The following is an 18179-nucleotide window of genomic DNA, read 5'->3' as shown; positions in this document are numbered from 1 at the left end:
GCTGCGCGGATCAAGATCTGCCGAATTCGTTCTGGATGATCTGGAGCAGTTCGTCGGCGGTCGCGTCGCCAATTTCGTCGCCGCCCGCCTCCGCCGGTTCCTCGGCGGTGGCCCAGCGGTGTGCGAGCGCCTGTAGGCGGGCCACCAGGGCCGGCCGGTCGGCGTCGTCGACCGGCGTGGCGGCGAGGGCCGCCTCAAGGTCGTCGAGCCGGCCCACCACTGTCGGCGCGGTCGGACGGTGCTCGCGCATCAGAAGCGTGTCCAGGTGCGCGGCGAGCACCGCCGGGGTCGGGTGGTCGAACACCAGGGTGGCCGGGAGGCTGAGCCCGGTGACAGTGGTGAGCCGGTTGCGCATCTCGACAGCGGTCAGGGAGTCGAAGCCGAGTTCGCGGAAGGCGCGGTTCGCCTCGAAGCCGCCGCCCGGGCCGAGGACCGCGGCCGTCTCGGTCCGGACCAGGTCGAGCAGCAGGTGCCCGCGTTCGGCCTCGGGCAGGTCGGTGAGCCCGTCGATCGGCCCGGCGGCCTGGACCTGCGCGACCGGTTCGGCGACCGCCGCGCGGACCTCCGGGACTCCGTCGAGCAGTGGGCTGGGACGGGCGGCGGTGAAGGCGGGGGCGAAGCGGGCCCAGTCCACGTCGGCGACCGCGACGGTGATGTCGCCGTGGTCGAGGCTGCGGGCGAAGGCGTCGACAGCTGCCGACGGCACCAGCGGGGTGAGCCCGTGGCGCCGCAGGTGCTCCTCGGTGCCGGTGTCGGCGACCATGCCGCCCTCACCCCACGGTCCCCAGGCGATCGCGCTGCCGGCCAGGCCTCTCGCGCGGCGTCGTTCGGCGAACGCGTCGAGGAAGGCGTTGCCCGCGGCGTAGGCGGCCTGCCCGCCACTGCCCCAGACCCCCGAGATGGAGGAGAAGCAGACGAACGCGTCCAGGTCACGGTCACCGAGGAGGTCCTCCAGGTGCCGGGCGCCGCCGATCTTCGCCGCCACGATGCCGGCGAGCAGCTCCGGGGTGGTCTCGGCGAGCGGGGCCGAGTCGCCGATGCCGGCGGTGTGCACCACGGCGCGCAGCGGCAACGCGTCGGCGTCGGCCCGGCGGAGCAGCTCGGCGACGTCGTCGGTGTCGGTCAGGTCGCAGGCCACCACTGTGACCCGGGCGCCGAGCGCAGTCAGCGCTGCGGTCAGGTCGTCCGCGCCGGGGGCGTCGCCACCTCGGCGGCTGGCCAGGACCAGGTGACCGGCGCCGTCCTGGGCGAGCCGGCGGGCCACGTGCCCGGCGAGCGCGCCGGTGCCGCCGGTGATCAGGACGGTGTCGCGCGGTGTCCACGGGGTGGCTGTGGTGGTCGGCAGTGGTGCGCGGACCAGGCGGCGGACGAACGTGCCGGCGTCGCGCAGGGCCACCTGGTCCTCGCCGCCGTCGGCGAGCACCCGGCAGAGCGCGGGGCCGTCGACGCGTTCCGGCAGGTCGATCAGACCACCCCAGCGGGCGGCGTGTTCCAGGGCGGCGACCCGGCCGAGACCCCACACGGCGTTCTGCGCGGGGTGGGTGACCTCGGCGGTGGCGGAGACGGCACCCCGGGTGACGGCCCACAGCGGCGCGTCGAGGTGGGCGTCGCCGGCCGCCTGGATCAGGGCCAGGGTCGCGGCCAGCCCGTTGGGCACCCCGGGGTGGCCGGGCAGCTCCCGGTCGTCCAGGGCGAGCAGCGACAGGATGCCGGAGACCTCGTCGGCCGTGGCCAGTTCGGCGACGATCGCCGCGCGGTCGCGGCCGTCCAGCACCATCGGCCGGGTGCGGGCACCGGCCTCGGTCAGGGCCTCGATGACGGTACGGGCGTACGCGTCGACCGGGCCGGGAAGAGCGACCAGCCAGGTCCCGGTCAGACGGGCGGTCCCGTGCATGGCGACCGGTTCCCACTGGGCCCGGTAGCGCCTGCGGTCGGCGGAGCCACGGGCCAGTCGGCCACGGTGCCAGTCGGCCAGGACCGGCAGCGCCGGTGCCACCTCGCCGACCCGGGCGTCGCCGAGCATCGTGCCCAGCGTCTCCAGGTCGTTGTGCTCCACTGCGGACCAGAACGGGTCGTCCGACGGATCCGCGGCGGTGCCGCCGACCGGGGCCGGGGCGATCCAGAACCGGCGGCGCTGGAACGGGTAGGTCGGCAGCGGCACGGTCCCGGTGCCGGGCAGCGCTGTCGACCAGTCGATCGGCACGCCGCCGACGTGCAGGCCGGCCACCGCCTCGGCGACGGCGGTGGGTTCACTCCGATCGCCGCGCAGCGCGGCGACCAGGACGGCGTCTACCTGCTTCGCGGCGGGCAGGCAGTCCCGGGCCAGCGCGGTCAGCACCCCACCCGGGCCGACCTCGCAGTACGCGGTGACACCCCGGGCGTCCAGGGCGGTGACTCCGTCGGCGAAGCGCACCGCCTCGCGTACGTGCCGCACCCAGTAGTCGGCGTCCGGCTGGCCGATCGGCTCGCCGGTCAGGTCGGAGATCAGCGGGATGCTCGGCGGCGCGTACGTGAGCCCGGCCGCGATCCGCCCGAACTCGTCGAGCATCGCGTCCATCTGGGCGGAGTGGAATGCGTGGCTGACGGTGAGCCGCTTGGCCCGTCGCCCGTCGGCGCGCCAGCGCTCGGCGATCAGGTCGATGGTGTCCGCGTCACCGGAGACGACCACCGAGTCGGGTCCGTTGACCGCGGCGATCGACACGTCGCCGGTGAGCAGCGGCCGGATCTCCGCCTCGGTGCCCTGCATGGCCAGCATCGCGCCGCCGGACGGGAGCGCCTGCATCAACCGGCCCCGCGCGGCGACCAGCTGCGCGGCGTCGGACAGGGACAGCACGCCGGCGACGTGGGCGGCGGCGAGCTCACCGATGGAGTGGCCGAGCAGGTAGTCGGGTGTCACTCCGTGTGCTTCGAGGAGGCGGTACAGGGCCACTTCGAGGGCGAAGAGCACCGGCTGGGTGAACTCGGTCCGGTCCAGCAGTGCCGCTTCGGGGGTGCCCGGGTCGGCGAACATGACGTCGAGCAGTGGGCGGTCGAGGTGCGGGTCGATGGCGGCCCGGATCTCGTCGAGCGCGACGGCGAAGACGGGCTCGGTGGCGTACAGGTCCCGGCCCACGCCCGCGCGTTGGCTGCCCTGGCCGGTGAAGAGGAAGGCGAGCTTGCCGGTGGCGGTGGCGGTGCCACCGATCACCGACGGGTCGGGTTCGCCGATCGCGACGGCGTGCAGGCCGTCGCGCAGGGTGGCGGCGTCGGTGGCCAGGACGACCGCCCGGTGGTCGAGGGCGGAGCGGGTGGTGGCCAGGGAACGGGCGAGGGCCACGCCGGCGCCGGCCCCGACGTGCCGGTCCACGCCGGCCGCGAGGAGCCGCTCCGCCTGCTCCCGCAGCGCCCGGTCCGACCGTCCGGACAGGATGTAGGGCAGGTGCTTCGGCGGTGCGTCCGCGTCCGGCGCGGTCACCGGCTGCGCGGCGGGTTCCGGCTGTTCGAGGATGACGTGGGCGTTGGTGCCGCTGACCCCGAACGCCGAGACGGCGGCACGACGGGCCCGTCCGGTCTCCGGCCACGGCTGCGCCGAGGTCAGCAGCCGCACCGCGCCGGCCGACCAGTCCACGTGGGGGGTCGGCTCGTCCACGTGCAGGGTCCGCGGCGCGAGGCCGTACCGCATCGCCTGGATCATCTTGATGATCCCGCCGATGCCGGCGGCCGCCTGGGCGTGCCCGATGTTCGACTTGAGCGAGCCCAGCAGCAGCGGTTGGTCGGCCGCCCGACCCTGCCCGTACGTGGCCAGCAGCGCCTGCGCCTCGATCGGGTCGCCGAGCGTGGTGCCGGTGCCGTGCGCCTCGACCACGTCGACGTCTGCTGTGGACAGACCGGCGTCGGCCAGCGCCTCGGCGATCACCCGCTGCTGCGCGGGACCGTTCGGGGCGGTCAGGCCGTTGGAGGCACCGTCCTGGTTGACGGCGCTGCCGCGCAGCACCGCGAGTACGTGGTGCCCGTTGGCCAGCGCGTCCGACATCCGCTCCAGGACCACGAAGCCGGCGCCCTCGGCCCAGCCGGTGCCGTCGGCCCCGGCGGCGAACGCCTTGCACCGGCCGTCCGGGGCGAGCCCGCCCTGCCGGCTGAACTCGACGAAGACCGCCGGGCTCGACATGACCGCGACCCCGCCGGCCAGGGCGAGCGTGCACTCCCCCTGCCGCAGCGCGCGGGCCGCCCAGTGCAGGGCGACCAGCGACGACGAGCACGCCGAGTCGATGGTGACGGCCGGTCCCTCGAAGCCGAACGTGTAGGCGACGCGGCCGGACATCACGCTGGTGGCGTTGCCGGTGAGGCGGTAGCCCTCGACTCCGGGTGGTGGTTCCGCGCCCTCCCCGTACCCGAGGTGGGCGCCGCCGACGAAGACGCCGGTCCGGCGTCCGCGCTGGCCGCGTGGTGGCAGGCCGGCGTTCTCCAGCGCCTGCCAGGCGGTCTCCAGCAGGAGCCGCTGTTGCGGGTCCATGGCCAGGGCCTCGCGGCCGTTCACCCCGAACAGGTCGGCGTCGAAGTCGGCCGCGTCGTGCAGGAAGCCGCCGGAGCGGGTGTACGCGGTGCCCTGGTGGTCGGGGTCCGGGTGGTAGAGCGCGTCCAGGGCCCAGCCACGGTCGGCGGGGAAGCCGGAGACGACGTCGGCCTCGTCGGCGACCAGTCGCCACAGGTCGTCGGGCCCCTGCACCCCGCCGGGGAACCGGCAGGACATGCCGACCACGACGATCGGGTCGTCGTCGGGTGCCACAGCCAGCGCCGGGACCGGCGCCGGTGCGGCGGCGGGCTGGTCGAGCAGCCGGTCGCGCAGGTAGCGGGCCACCGCGAGCGGATTGGGGTGGTCGAAGACGAGGGTGGCGGGCGGTGCGAAGCCGACCTCGCGTCGCAGCCGGTCGCGCAGGTCCACGCCGGTGAGCGAGTCGACGCCCATCTCCCGGAACGCCTGTTCGGGGCCGACCGCGTCCGGCCCGTCGTGGCCGAGCACGGCGGCGGTGACAACCCGGACCAGGGTGAGCAGGTGATGTTCCTGTTCGGCCGGCGCCAGCGCGGCCAGCGTGTCGGCCAGCGGCGTGGCGGTGTCCTCCACGGTCTGGGCGGTCAGCGCCCGCACCTGCGGCAGGTCGGCGATCAGCGGCCGGGGCCGGGCGGCGCAGAAGATGGGTGCGAAACGGGACCAGTCGACGTCGGCGACCGCCACGTAGGTCTCGTCAGCGTCCAGGGCCTGCCGCAGCGCGGCGACAGCGGTTTCCGGATCGAGAACCGGCAGGCCACGGCGGAACAGCAGCGTTTCGGTGCCGGCGTCGACCATGCCACCGTCGCCCCACGGACCCCACGCGATCGAGGTGGCGGTCAGACCACGGGACCGCCGGTCGTCGGCGAGGGCGTCCAGGTAGGCGTTGGCGGCGGCGTAGCCGCTCTGCTCGCCGCTGCCCCAGAGCGCGGCGATCGAGCTGAACAGCACGAACGCGTCGAGCGGGGTGTCGCCGAGCAGCCGGTCCAGGTTGGCGGCGCCGGCCACCTTGGCCGCCGCGACCGAGGCGAGCCCGGCCGGGTCGTCGTCGAGCACCCCGGCGAACCGCAGGGCGCCGGCGGTGTGGAAGACGGCGCTCAGGTCCCCGACGGTGGCGAGCAGGTCGGCGAGGGTGTCGGCGTCGGCCACGTCGCAGGCGGCGATGGTGACCCGGGCGCCGAGCGCGGTCAGTTCGGCGTGGAGTCGGTCGGCGCCCGGTGCGTCCGCGCCGGCCCGGCTGGTCAGCACCAGGTGCGGGGCACCGGCGCCGGCGAGCCAGCGGGCCACGTGCGCGCCGAGCGCGCCGGTGCCGCCGGTGATCAGGATGCTGCCGCGCGGTGACCAGGGCCGTGGCGTCGCGGGCGGGGCGGCCGGTACGACGCGGCGGACGTGCACACCGGTGTGCCGGATCGCGACCTGGTCCTCGGTGCCGGTGCCGCGCACGACCGCCCAGAGTTGGGCGAGTGCCTCGGCGCCGGGGTTCTCGGGCAGGTCGGCGAGGCCGGCCCAGGTGCCGGGGAGTTCGAGGGCGGCGACCCGGCCGTACCCCCACACGGTGGCCTGGTGCGGGCTGATCCGAGCTTCGTCGCCGACCCGCACGGCGCCGCTGGTCACGGCCCAGAGCGGCGTGCCCGGCGGGAGGTCGCGGAGCAGCGCCGCCGTGCCGGTCAGCCCTCGGGACAGGTGCGGGTGGTCCGGGTCGGGGCGCTCGTCCAGGGCGAGCAGGGACAGCACCCCGGCGACCTCGTCCGGGTCGATGGCGGGCAGGTCGCCGGCCGGCACCGCGACCACGTCGGGACCGCCCGCAGTCAGGATGTTCGCGGCCACCGGCAGGTCGAGGCTGGGGACGACGACCAGCCAGCGGCCCGGGCGGGCGGCGGTGGCCGGAACGTCGCGGACCGGCCAGTCGAGGCGGTAACGCAGGCCAAGGTCGGTGCCCTGCCGACGCCAGGCGCGCAGCGCGGGCAGGATCTCGTCGAGGGGCCGGTCGGCGGCCACGCCGAGCAGGTCCGCCAGGTTTCCACTGTCGACGGCCCGCCAGAACGGGGTGTCGGGGGTGTCGCCGGCGCTGTCGTCCTCGAACCAGTAGCGCTGCCGCTGGAAGGCGTAGGTGGGCAGGTCGACGACGCGACCACCGGTCAGGCACGGCGTCCAGTCGACGGCGACGCCGCGCACGAACACGCGGGCGAGGGCCGTCTGGAGGGCGGCGGTCTGGTCCCGGTCGGCGCGTTGCACGGGTACGAACACCGCGTCGGTTACGCACTCGGCGCCCATTCCCGAGAGGACCCCGTCGGGGCCGATCTCGACGAACGTGCTGACACCCAGACCCTCCAGGGTGGCGATGCCGTCGGCGAACCGGACCGCCTCCCGCACGTGCCGCACCCAGTAGCCGGCGTCCTGCGTCTCCGCGACCTGCCCGGTCACGTTCGACACCACCGGGATCCGCGGCGACGAGTAGATCAACGTCTCGGCGACCTGTGCGAACTCGGCCAGCATGGGCTCCATCAGCACCGAGTGGAACGCGTGACTGACCCGCAGCCGCTTGGACTTTTCGAACTGGGCGGCGACGGCGGTCACCTCGTCGGCGGCACCGGACAGCACCACCGAGTGAGGGCCGTTGATCGCGGCGATGGACACGCCGTCGGTCAGCAGCGGCAGCACGTCGGCCTCGGTGGCGCGAACCGCCACCATGGCGCCACCGGCGGGCAGGGCCTGCATCAGGCGGCCTCGGGCCGCGACCAGCTTCGCCGCATCCGACAGGGACAACACCCCGGCCACATGAGCGGCGGCGATCTCCCCGATCGAATGGCCGACCAGGTAGTCCGGCGTCACGCCGAACGACTCGACGAGGCGGAACATCGCCACCTCGACGGCGAACAGGGCGGTCTGCGTGTAGAGCGTCTGGTCCAGGTCGTCGCCCTCGGCGATCACCTCGCGCAACGGGCGGTCCAGGTGCAGGTCCAGCTCCGCGCAGGCCGCGTCGAACGCCTCGGCGAACACCGGGAACGACGCCGCCAACTCCAGGCCCATACCGGGTCGCTGCGATCCCTGGCCGGAGAAGACGAAGGCCAGACCTCCCGCTCGTACGCCATCGGTGTGGATGCTCGTGTGGTCCCGGCCCGCCGCCAGCTCGCGCAGCGCACCCACCGCGTCGCTCTCGCTGGTGAGCAGCACCGCGCGGTGCGCGAACGCGGCCCGGGCGGTGGCCAGGGTCCAGCCGGTGTCGCGCAGCGAGGGTGCGCCCGGCTCGGTCAGCCGGTCCGCGAGGCGGCCCGCCTGCGCGCGCAGCGCCTCGGCCGACTGCCCGCTGAGCACCAGCGGCACCACCCCGCGCGGCTCACCGTCGGCGGTCGGAGAGGCGTCGGGTGGCGCTGCGGCCGCGGCCGGCGCCTCCAGGATCACGTGGGCGTTCGTGCCGCTGATGCCGAACGACGACACGGCGGCCCGGCGCGGCAGATCCGCCGGCCACGGTTGGGGCACGTCGAGCAGTTGCAGTGGGCTGTCCGCCCAGTCGACGTGCGGGCTCGGGGTCCCGGCGTGCAGGGTGCGGGGCAGCACCTCGTGCCGCATGGCCTCGACCATCTTGATGATCCCGGCGACACCGGCGGCGGCCTGGGTGTGCCCCAGGTTCGACTTGACCGAGCCGAGCCACAACGGCCGCTGCGACGGGCGGTCCGGGCCGTAGGTCGCTCCCAACGCCTGCGCCTCGATCGGGTCGCCCAGCGGGGTGCCGGTGCCGTGCGCCTCCACCACGTCGATGTCGGCGGGCGCCAGGGCCGCGTCGGCGAGCGCGGCCCGGATCACCCGCTGCTGGGCGGGGCCGTTCGGTGCGGTGAGACCGTTCGACGCGCCGTCGGAGTTGACCGCGGTGCCACGGACCACGGCGAGGACCGGGTGGCCGTGCCGTTGCGCGTCGGAGAGACGTTCGACCAGCAGCATGCCGACGCCCTCGGCGGAGCCGAAGCCGTCGGCGTCGGCGGAGAAGGGCTTGCAGCGGCCGTCCGGGGCGAGACCACGCTGGCGGCTGAACTCCACGAACATGTGCGGGGTGGACATGATGGCGACGCCACCGGCCAGGGCCAGGTCGCACTCGCCGGCCCGCAGGGCCCGCACGGCCAGGTGCAGCGCGACCAGCGACGACGAGCAGGCGGTGTCCACGGTGACGGCCGGTCCGTCGAGGCCGAAGGCGTACGCGATCCGGCCGGAGGCGACGCTCGCGGTGCTGCCGGTGAGCAGGTAGCCCTCCAGGTCGGCGGGCGCCTGCCGGACCCGCGACGCGTAGTCCTGGTAGGTGAGGCCGACGTAGACCCCGGCGTGCCGGCCGCGCAGCGTCGCGGGGTCGATGCCGGCCCGTTCGAACGCCTCCCACGAGGTCTCCAGCAGGAGCCGCTGCTGCGGGTCCATAGCCAGTGCCTCCCGTGGCGAGATGCCGAACGGGGTCGGGTCGAAGTCGGCGACGTCGTAGAGGAACCCGCCGTGCCGGGTGGTCGAGGTGCCCGGGTGGTCCGGGTCCGGGTGGTAGAGGTGGGTCAGGTCCCACCCACGGTCCACGGGGAAGCCGCCGATCGCGTCACCGCCGTCGTCCAGCAGTCGCCACAGGTCGGCGGGCGAGTTGACGTTCCCGGGGTAGCGGCACGCCATCGCCACGATCGCGATGGGCTCGTCGGGTCCTCGTACGGTGGCGGGGTCGTCGGTGGGCCGGGCCGGCAGCGTGCCGGTCAGCTCGTCGTGCAGGTGCGCTGCGAGCACGGCCGGGGTGGGGTGGTCGAAGACCAGGGTGGTCGACAGGCGCAGGCCCGTGACGGTGCGAAGCCGGTTGCGCAGCTCGACACCGGCGAGCGAGTCGAACCCCAGCTCGCGGAACGGGCGGTTCGGGTCGACCGCGTCCGGGCCGGCGTGGCCGAGCACGAGCGCCGCCTGCTCGCGCACCAGGCCGATCAGGGCCCGCTCGCGGGCCGCCTCGGGCAGCGCGGCGAGCGCGGTGGCCAGGCTCTCGGCGGGACCGCCGGCGGCGAGGGGGCCGGATGCGGCGACCGCGCCGGCACCGATGGCGCGCTGCACCTCCGGCAGGTCCTCGATCAGCGGGCGGCGACGCCCGGCGGTGAGCGCGAGGGCGAGCCGGTCCCAGTCGAGGTCGGCGACGGTGAGGGTGGTGGCGTCGTCGTCCAGGGCCTGTTGCAGGGCGGCGAGCGCGATCTGCGGGTCCATCGGGGTGATGCCGTGGCGCTGCATGAGGTCGCCGACCGCGGCGTCGGCGGCCATGCCGCCGCCGGCCCACGGGCCCCAGGCGATCGAGGTGGCGGCCAGGCCGTCGGCGCGGCGCTGCTCCGCCAGGGCGTCGAGGTACGCGTTGCCCGGCGCGTAGTTGCCCTGCCCCGGGATGCCGATGCTCGCCGCGATCGACGAGAACAGGACGAACGCGCTGAGGTCCCGGTCCCGGGTGAGCTCGTCGAGGTGACGGGCGGCGGCGACCTTCGCGGCCAGCACCCGGTCGACCTGGTCGGTGGTGAGGGTGTCGACGGTGCCGTCGTCGAGCAGCCCGGCGGCGTGTACGACAGCGCGCACCGGGTGCTCGGCGAGCACTGCCGCGAGGGCGTCGCGGTCGCCGGCGTCGCAGGCCACCACCGAGGCGGTGGCGCCGAGTTCGGCCAGTTCGGTGACCAGGTCGGCGGCGCCGGGGGCGTCCGGGCCGCGGCGGCTGAGCAGGATCAGGTGCGGCGCGCCGCGTTCGGCGAGCCAGCGGGCGACAGTGGCGCCGAGGGCACCCGTGCCGCCGGTGATGAGCACCGGCCCGTCCGGGCGCAGGCCGCCGGCCACCCGGGTCGGGCGGGGCGCATGGCCGAGCCGGCGCAGGTAGCGGCCGTCGACCCGGATGGCCACCTGGTCCTCGTCGTCCTCCCCGGTGACCGCGGCGAGCAACCGCTCGGCGGCCCGCTCGTCGACATCGGTGGGCAGGTCGACCAGGCCGCCCCAGCGGTCGGCGTGTTCCAGGGCGACGATCCGGCCGAGACCCCAGATCAGGGCCTGCTCGGGGTCATCGACCCGGTCCGCGGGCCCGGTGTCGACCCCACCTCGGGTGACCAACCAGAGGGGGGCGTCGGCGCCGGCGTCACCGAGCGCCTGGGTGAGGGTCAGGGTGCGGCGAAGGCCCTCGCCGAGGGGTCCTTCCGCGAAGGCGAGCAGGGAGAGGACACCGTCGGCATGTGCCGCGAGCCGCTCGGCGAGGGTGGCCCGGTCGGCGTCGGCCGCCACGACGACCACGTCGAGGGCGAGCCCGGCGTCGCCGAGGGCGTGCAGGACGACAGTGGTGGTGGGGTCGTAGCCGGCGACGGCGACGATCCAGTGCCCGCCGGCAGCCACCGGGGAGTCCGGCTGCGGCTTCCACTCGACGACGTAGCGCCAACCGGCGGCACCTGCGCGGATTCGCTGCTCGCGACGCCAGGCGGCCAGCACCGGCACGATCTCGTCCAGGGTGCCCGGCGCCAGGGCCAGATCGGCGGCGAGCGCGGCGGCGTCCCCGCGCTCCACAGTCGCCCAGAAGGGGTCGTTGGCCGGGTCGTCGGCGCTGCCCGGCACGGCCGGGTGATGCCAGAAGTGCTCCCGCTCGAAGGAGTAGGTGGGCAGGGCCACCAGCGAACCGTCCGGGGTCAGGTCCGTCCAGTCGACAGCGAGCCCCCGCGCGTACGCCTCGGCCAGCGCGACCCGGAAGCGGGCCGGACCGCCGTCGTGGCGTCGCAACGTCCGCAGCACTGCGGCGTCCACTCCGGCCTGCTCGGCCGAGTCCTGCACGGCGGCGACGAGCACCGGGTGCGGGCTGGTCTCGACGAAGGCCCGGTACCCGTCGGACAGCAGCACGTCGACCGTCTCGGCGAAGCGGACGGGGCGGCGCAGGTTGGTGTACCAGTAGTCGGCGCCCAGCTCGGTGGTGTCCACCCGGGAGCCGTAGACAGTGGAGTAGAACGGGATCTCGGCGACGCGCGGTTCGACCCCGGCGAGCGCGTCCAGCAGGTCCTCACGGATCACCTCGACGTGGGCGGAGTGCGAGGCGTAGTCGACCTTGATGCGCTTCGCCTCGATGCCGGCGGCGGCCAGCGCCGGTTCGAGGTCGTCCAGGTCTGCGGGCTCCCCGGCGACCACCACGGCGGTCGGTCCGTTGACGGCGGCCATGCTGATCCGGCCACCCCAGCGGGCCAGGATCGGCTCCACTGTGGCGGCGGACGCCTGCACCGCGACCATTCCGCCCCGCCCGGCCAGCGCGACGATGGCCTGGCTGCGGCGGGCCGCGATCCGGGCGGCGTCGTCCAGGGTGAGGGCGCCGGCGATGTGCGCGGCCGCGACCTCGCCCTGGCTGTGCCCGATCACCGCGGCCGGTCGGACGCCCGCGGCCTGCCAGAGCCGGGCCAGGGAGACCATCACCGCCCACAGCGCGGGCTGGACCACGTCGACCCGGTCCAGCGACGGCGCGTCGTCGCCGCCGCGCAGCGCGGCGAGCAGATCCCAACCGGTGTACGGGAGCAGCGCCTCCCCGCAGGCCGTCAGGTGGTCACGGAACACCGGCTCGGCCTCGGCCAGTTCGACCGCCATGCCCAGCCACTGGGAACCCTGTCCCGGAAACACGAACGCGATCCGGCCCGGCTCGGCCGGGTGTGCGGTGACGACGTTCCCCGCCGACCGGTCGTCGGCCAGTGCAGCCAGACCGTCGCGCAGGTCGTCCGGGCCCTCGGCGAGGACGACCGCGCGGTGCGCGAACCGGGTCCGGGTGACGTTCAGGGTGTACGCGATGTCGGCGAGGTGGGTGTCGTTCTCCCCGATCCGGTCGCGCAGCCGGGCGGCCTGCCGTCGCAGGGCCTGCGGGGTGCGCGCGGACATCAGCACCGGCACGGTTCGCCGCACGTCGGGGCGGGCCGGGGCGTCAGCTTGGGGTGCCTCTTCGAGCACCAGGGTGGCGACCGGTGCCTCTTCGAGCACCAGGTGGGCATTCGTGCCGCTGATGCCGAAGGAGGAGACGCCGGCCCGGCGGGGCTGTTCGGAGCGCCGCCAGTCCTGGGGCTCGGTGAGCAGTTGGACGGTGCCGGCGGACCAGTCGACGTGCGGTGACGGCTCGTCGGCGTGCAGGGTGCGGGGCAGCACCTCGGCCCGCAGCGCGAGGATCATCTTGATCACGCCACCGACACCGGCGGCTGCCTGGGTGTGGCCGATGTTGGACTTGAGCGAGCCCAGCCACAGCGGGGCGTCCCCGTGCCGGTCGGCGCCGTAGGTCGCGATCAGCGCCTGCGCCTCGATCGGGTCGCCCAGGGTGGTGCCGGTGCCGTGGGCCTCGACCACGTCGACGTCGGCGGCGGTGAGCCCGGCGTCGGCGAGGGCGGCCCGGATGACCCGCTGCTGGGCGGGGCCGCTCGGGGCGGAGAGGCCGTTGGACGCGCCATCCTGGTTGATCGCGCTGCCGCGGATCACGGCGAGGACCTGGTGGCCGTTCGCCTGCGCGTCGCTGAGCCGTTCCAGGACCAGCACCCCGACGCCCTCGCCCCAGCCGGTGCCGTCGGCGCCCGCGCCGAAGGCCTTGCACCGGCCGTCGCCGGCGAGACCCCGCTGGCGGCTGAACTCGACGAACATACCGGGGCCCGCCATCACCGTGGCACCGCCGGCCAGGGCCAGTTCGCACTCACCCCGGCGCAGCGACTGGGCGGCCAGGTGCAGGGCGACCAGCGACGACGAGCAGGCGGTGTCGACGGTCAGCGCCGGCCCTTCGAGGCCGAGCACGTACGAGATGCGGCCGGAGGCGACACTCATCGTGCTGCCGGTCAGCACGTAGCCGTCGAGACCGTCGGCGGGTTCGGCGAGGCGTGCCCCGTACTCGTGGGAGGTGGCGCCCACGAAGACGCCGGTGCGGCTGCCGCGCAGCGCGCCCGGCACGATGCCGGCCCGCTCCACCGCCTCCCAGGAGGCCTGCAACAGCAGTCGCTGCTGCGGGTCCATGGCCAGCGCCTCGCGCGGCGAGATGCCGAAGAAGCCCGGGTCGAACTCGGCGGCGTCGTGCAGGAATCCGCCGGAGCGGGTGTAGCTGGTGCCCGGGTGGCCGGGGTTCGGGTGGTAGAGGGCGGTCAGGTCCCAGCCCCGGTCGGTGGGGAAGCCGGTGATGGCGTCACCGCCGCCGGACACCAGGTGCCAGAGCTCGTCCGGTTCGGTGATGCCACCGGGGTAACGGCAGGCCATGGCGACGACCGCGATCGGCTCGTCGGCGCCGGCCCGCACCGGCTGCCCGGGCTGCTCGACGGCCGAGGGTCGGGGACCGTCCGACGCGGTGTGCAGCCACCGGGCGAGCGCCACCGGGTCGGGGCTGTCATAGAGCAGCGTGGCCGGCAGCGCCAGGTCGAGGGCGGCACCGAGCCGGTCGCGCAGTTCGACGGCGGTCAGCGAGTCGAACCCGAGTTGCTTGAAGGAGTGGGTGGGGTCGAGGGTGAACGGGTCCGGGTGGCCGAGGACGGCGGCGGCGTGCGTCCGTACCAGATCGAGGAGCTCGTCCTCGGTGCGCGCGGCGCTGGGCGCGGCCGGTGCCACGGCGGCGTCGGCGGACAGCCAGTAGGACTCCCGCTGAAAGGCGTACGTGGGCAGCGGGACGCGGATCCCGCCAGTCAGCGACGGCGTCCAGTCGACGGGGACGCCGCGGCCGTGCAGCTGGGCCAGGGCGGCGACGAAGGTCTCCGCCTGCGGGCGGTCCGGGCGCTGGGCCGGGACGAACGCACCGGCCGGAGCGCAGTGGGCGCCCATCGCGCTGAGCACACCGTCCGGGCCGATCTCGACGAACGTGGTGACGCCTTCGCCTTCCAGGGTCGCGAGGCCGTCGGCGAACCGGACCGCCTCCCGGACGTGCCGCACCCAGTAGGCCGCGTCCTGCGTCTCGGCGATCCGCCCCGTCACGTTGGAGATGACGGGAATGTTCGGTGACGAATAGGTCAGCGTCTCCGCAACCGCGGCGAATTCCGCCAGCATCGGCTCCATCAGCGCCGAGTGGAACGCGTGACTGACCCGCAACTGCTTGGTCTTCTCGAACTCCGCCGCGACAGCAGCGACCGGGTCCGCAGCACCGGACAGCACGACGGACCGGGGGCCGTTGACCGCCGCGATGTCGACGCCCTCGGTGAGGTGTGGCACCACGTCGGCCTCGGACGCCTGCACCGCGACCATCAGGCCGCCGGCCGGCAGCTCCTGCATCAGCCGGCCGCGGGCGGTGACCAGCTTCGCCGCGTCCGGCAGGGACAGCACCCCGGCGACATGCGCGGCGGCGATCTCCCCGATCGAGTGCCCGACCAGGTAGTCCGGGGTGACCCCGAACGACTCGACCAGCCGGAACAACGCCACCTCGAAGGCGAACAGGGCGGCCTGGGTGTAGACGGTCCGGTCCAGCTCCGTCCCCTCCGCGATGATCTCGCGCAGCGGGCGGTCCAGGTGCACGTCGAGTGCGGCGCAGGTGTCGTCGAGGGCGTCTGCGAACACCGGGTAGGTGTCCGCGAGATCGAGGCCCATCCCGGCCCGCTGTGAGCCCTGACCGGCGAACAGGAACGCCACCGGGCCATCGCCGACCCGCTGCACCGGCGACTCACCGTCGGCCAGTGCGGTCAGTCGCTCCTTCAGGGTGGCCAGGTCCGCGCCGACCACGGCCGCCCGGTGGTCGAAGTCGCTCCGGTGCCGGGCCAGCGAGTACGCCACGTCCACCGGCCGCGCGTCCTGCGCGAGCGTGTCACGCAACTGAGCGGCCTGCGCCCGCACGGCGGCCGGGGTACGCCCCGACAGCAGCCACGCCACCGGCCCACCGGACGCGGGGCCGGCCACCGGTCCGGCCACGGACGGCCAGGCCGGCGCCGAGGACAGCACGACATGACAGTTCGTGCCGCCCATGCCGAACGAACTCACCCCGGCGACCAGGGGACGGTCCGTCTCCGGCCACGCCCCGTGGGTCGTACGCACCCGCAACCGCAGCTCGTCGAACGGGATCTGCGGGTTCGGCGTGGCGAAGTTCAGGCTCGGTGGCAGCTCCCGGTGATGCAGCGCCAGGACGGTCTTGAGCAGCCCGACCACACCCGCCGCACCCTCCAGGTGCCCGACGTTCGTCTTCGCCGACCCGACCAGCAACGGCTGCCGCCGGCCGGACGCCACTCCGAGGACCGCACCGAGCGCGTCGGCCTCCACCGGGTCACCGACCCGGGTGCCGGTGCCGTGCAGCTCCACGTACTGGACCACGGACGGGTCCACCCCGGCCTGCCGGTACGCCTCGCGCAGCACGTCGGTCTGGCCGTCGCTGGTGGGCGTGGTGAGGCTGTCGCCGCCACCGTCGTTGTTGACCGCGCTGCCGCGTACCACGCCATAGATCTGGTCGCCGTCGGTGAGCGCGTCGGTGAGCAGCTTGAGGGTGAGCACCACACCGCCCTCGCCGCGGACGTAACCGTTGGCCCGGGCGTCGAAGGTGTAGCAGTGCCCGTCGGGCGACAGGCCACCGAACGCGGCGGCGGTGAGGGTGCTCTCCGGGACCAGGTTGAGGCTGACGCCGCCGGCCAGGGCGACCTTGCAACGGCCGTCGCGCAGGCTCTCCGCGGCCAGGTGGACGGCGACCAGCGAGGAGGCCTGGGCCGCGTCCACGGTGAGGCTGGGGCCGCGCAGCCCGAGCACGTAGGACAGTCGGTTGGCGATGATGCCCCGGTTGGTGCCGGTCAGGGTCCACGGGGTGATGCCGTCGGTGCCGAGGCCGCGCAACAGGGTGGCGTAGTCGTCCCCGATCGCGCCGACGAAGACACCGGCCCGCGTGCCGGAGAGGGCGTCCGGGACGATGCCCGCGTCCTCCAGGGCCTCCCAGCCGAGCTCCAGCATGAGGCGCTGCTGGGGGTCCATGGTGGCCGCCTCGCGCGGGGCGATTCCGAAGAAGCCCGGGTCGAAGCCGTCGACGCGGTCCAGGAAGCCGCCGCGTGGGCGATCTCCCGCGCTCCCCCAGCGGTGCGCCGGTGCTTCGGTGACCGCGTCGCGGCCGTCCGCCAGCAGGCGCCAGAAAGCGCCCGGATCGTCCGCGCCGGGCAGTCGGCACGCGACACCCACAATGGCGACGCCGTCAAATTCCGCATTTCCATCGGTGAATGCTGATTCGCTCTTCATGACGATCCGCGGCCCCCACTCGTCCACACGACCCGATGGCGCGTTCGGTTCGGACGGTAATGAGCGTCAGAGGAGGCCGGACACCCCTAAGCGATCGAGTGCACCCCGGGGGAAGGCCATTCGGGCGGGACCCCTACTCCCCTGGATCGACCCCCGATCCGGATCGGGGCGCATTTCCTGACGGCACGTTCAACCTAACGTGGAGACAATGTCCATGCGGAAATGAGTGGTGACGATGACCAGTGCGACGCAACATCCCGCCCCGGCCGGATCGGGCACCGGGGAGCCGACTCCGCTGCCCCGACAGCGCGGCAAGTGTCCGTTCTCCCCACCCGACGAACTCCTCCAGCGCGCCGAGGAGCACCCGGTGAGTCCGCTGATCATGGCCGACGGTTCGGTCGGCTGGCTGGTCACCCGGGCCGAGGACGTCCGCGCGGTGCTCGCCGACAACCGGTTCAGCGCGGACATCCTCAAGGCGTCCAACCCGATCCAGGTGATACCGGAGGAGGCCAAGCAGCTTCCGCCGGACCCGGCGTTCTTCATCCACGTCGACCCGCCGCACCACACGCGCTACCGCAAGATGCTGATGGGCCAGTTCACGATGCGCCGGGTCCGCGCCCTGGAGCCGCGGATCGCGGAGATCGTGACCGAGCGCCTCGACGCGATCGAGGCCGCCGGCGCGCCTGCCGACCTGGTCCGGGACTTCGCCCTGCCGATCCCCTCGCTGGTCATCTGCGAGCTGCTCGGCGTCCCCTACGCCGAGCGCGCCCAGTTCCAGACGCTGACCGCGGCGATGCTGCGCACCGACGCCACCCCGATGGAGATCGGGATGTCCGCCTGGAACCTGCGCCAGTATCTGGCCGCCCTGGTCGCCACCAAACACGACGAGCCGGACGGCGCCCTGATCTCCGGCCTGATCCACGACTCGGACGACGACCCGCTCACCGACGAGGAACTGACCAGCATCGCCATGCTGCTGCTCGTCGGCGGCCACGAGACCACCGCCAACCAGCTCAGCCTCGGCGTGTTCGCGCTGCTCAGCAACCCCGAGCAGCTGGCCGTCCTGTGCGCCGACCTGGACCGGGTCCCGGACGCCGTCGAGGAGCTGCTCCGCTATCTGCCGACCTTCCAGTTCGGCGTGACCCGCCTCGCCACCGAGGACGTGCCGGTGGGCGGGCAGCTCATCCGCGCCGGCGAGAGCGTCAGCCTCTCGCTGTCCGCCGCCAACCGCGACCCGTCCCGCTATGCCGATCCCGGCGTCCTCGACGTGACCCGGACCGGCAACCAGCACCTCGCCTTCGGCCACGGCGTGCACCTCTGCATCGGCCAGCAGCTGGCCCGCGCGGAACTCAGGATCGCCCTGCGGGCCCTGTTCACCCGCTTCCCCGGCCTGCGCCTGCACGGGTCGATCGAGGACGTTCCGCTGCGCTCCGAGTCCCTGATCTACGGCGTACGCGAGCTGCCCATCACCTGGTGACGCTCCAGACGGACGAAAGGGCTCGGCCACCACGGT

Annotated in this window: 2 protein-coding genes; one reads left to right on the top strand and one right to left on the bottom strand. The window is 74.3% G+C overall.

Annotated features, from left to right (window positions below):
• Positions 1-10: 10 nt before the first annotated feature.
• Positions 11-16666 carry a type I polyketide synthase gene (locus tag KBX34_RS33980; protein WP_210924089.1) on the bottom strand — a complete coding sequence of 5552 codons (16656 nt, stop codon included), beginning with the start codon at positions 16664-16666 and terminating at the stop codon, positions 11-13.
• A gap of 235 nt (positions 16667-16901) precedes the next feature.
• On the opposite strand from KBX34_RS33980, the gene KBX34_RS07510 reads away from it, so the two are divergent.
• Positions 16902-18143: a cytochrome P450 gene (locus KBX34_RS07510; RefSeq protein WP_210924087.1), complete on the top strand. Its 1242-nt coding sequence runs from the start codon at positions 16902-16904 to the stop codon at positions 18141-18143.
• Positions 18144-18179 lie beyond the last annotated feature (36 nt).

Source organism: Micromonospora sp. M61 (genome assembly GCF_018070245.1).
Lineage (GTDB): Bacteria > Actinomycetota > Actinomycetes > Mycobacteriales > Micromonosporaceae > Micromonospora > Micromonospora zamorensis.
The sequence above is the reverse complement of the archived record's forward strand: the minus strand, read 5'-3'. Positions and strand labels throughout refer to the sequence as shown.

Coding starts and splice junctions, on each gene's coding strand:
- KBX34_RS33980 (WP_210924089.1), bottom strand. CDS start 16,666: ATGAAGAGCGAATCAGCATTCACCGATGGAAATGCGGAATTTGACGGC.
- KBX34_RS07510 (WP_210924087.1), top strand. CDS start 16,902: ATGACCAGTGCGACGCAACATCCCGCCCCGGCCGGATCGGGCACCGGG.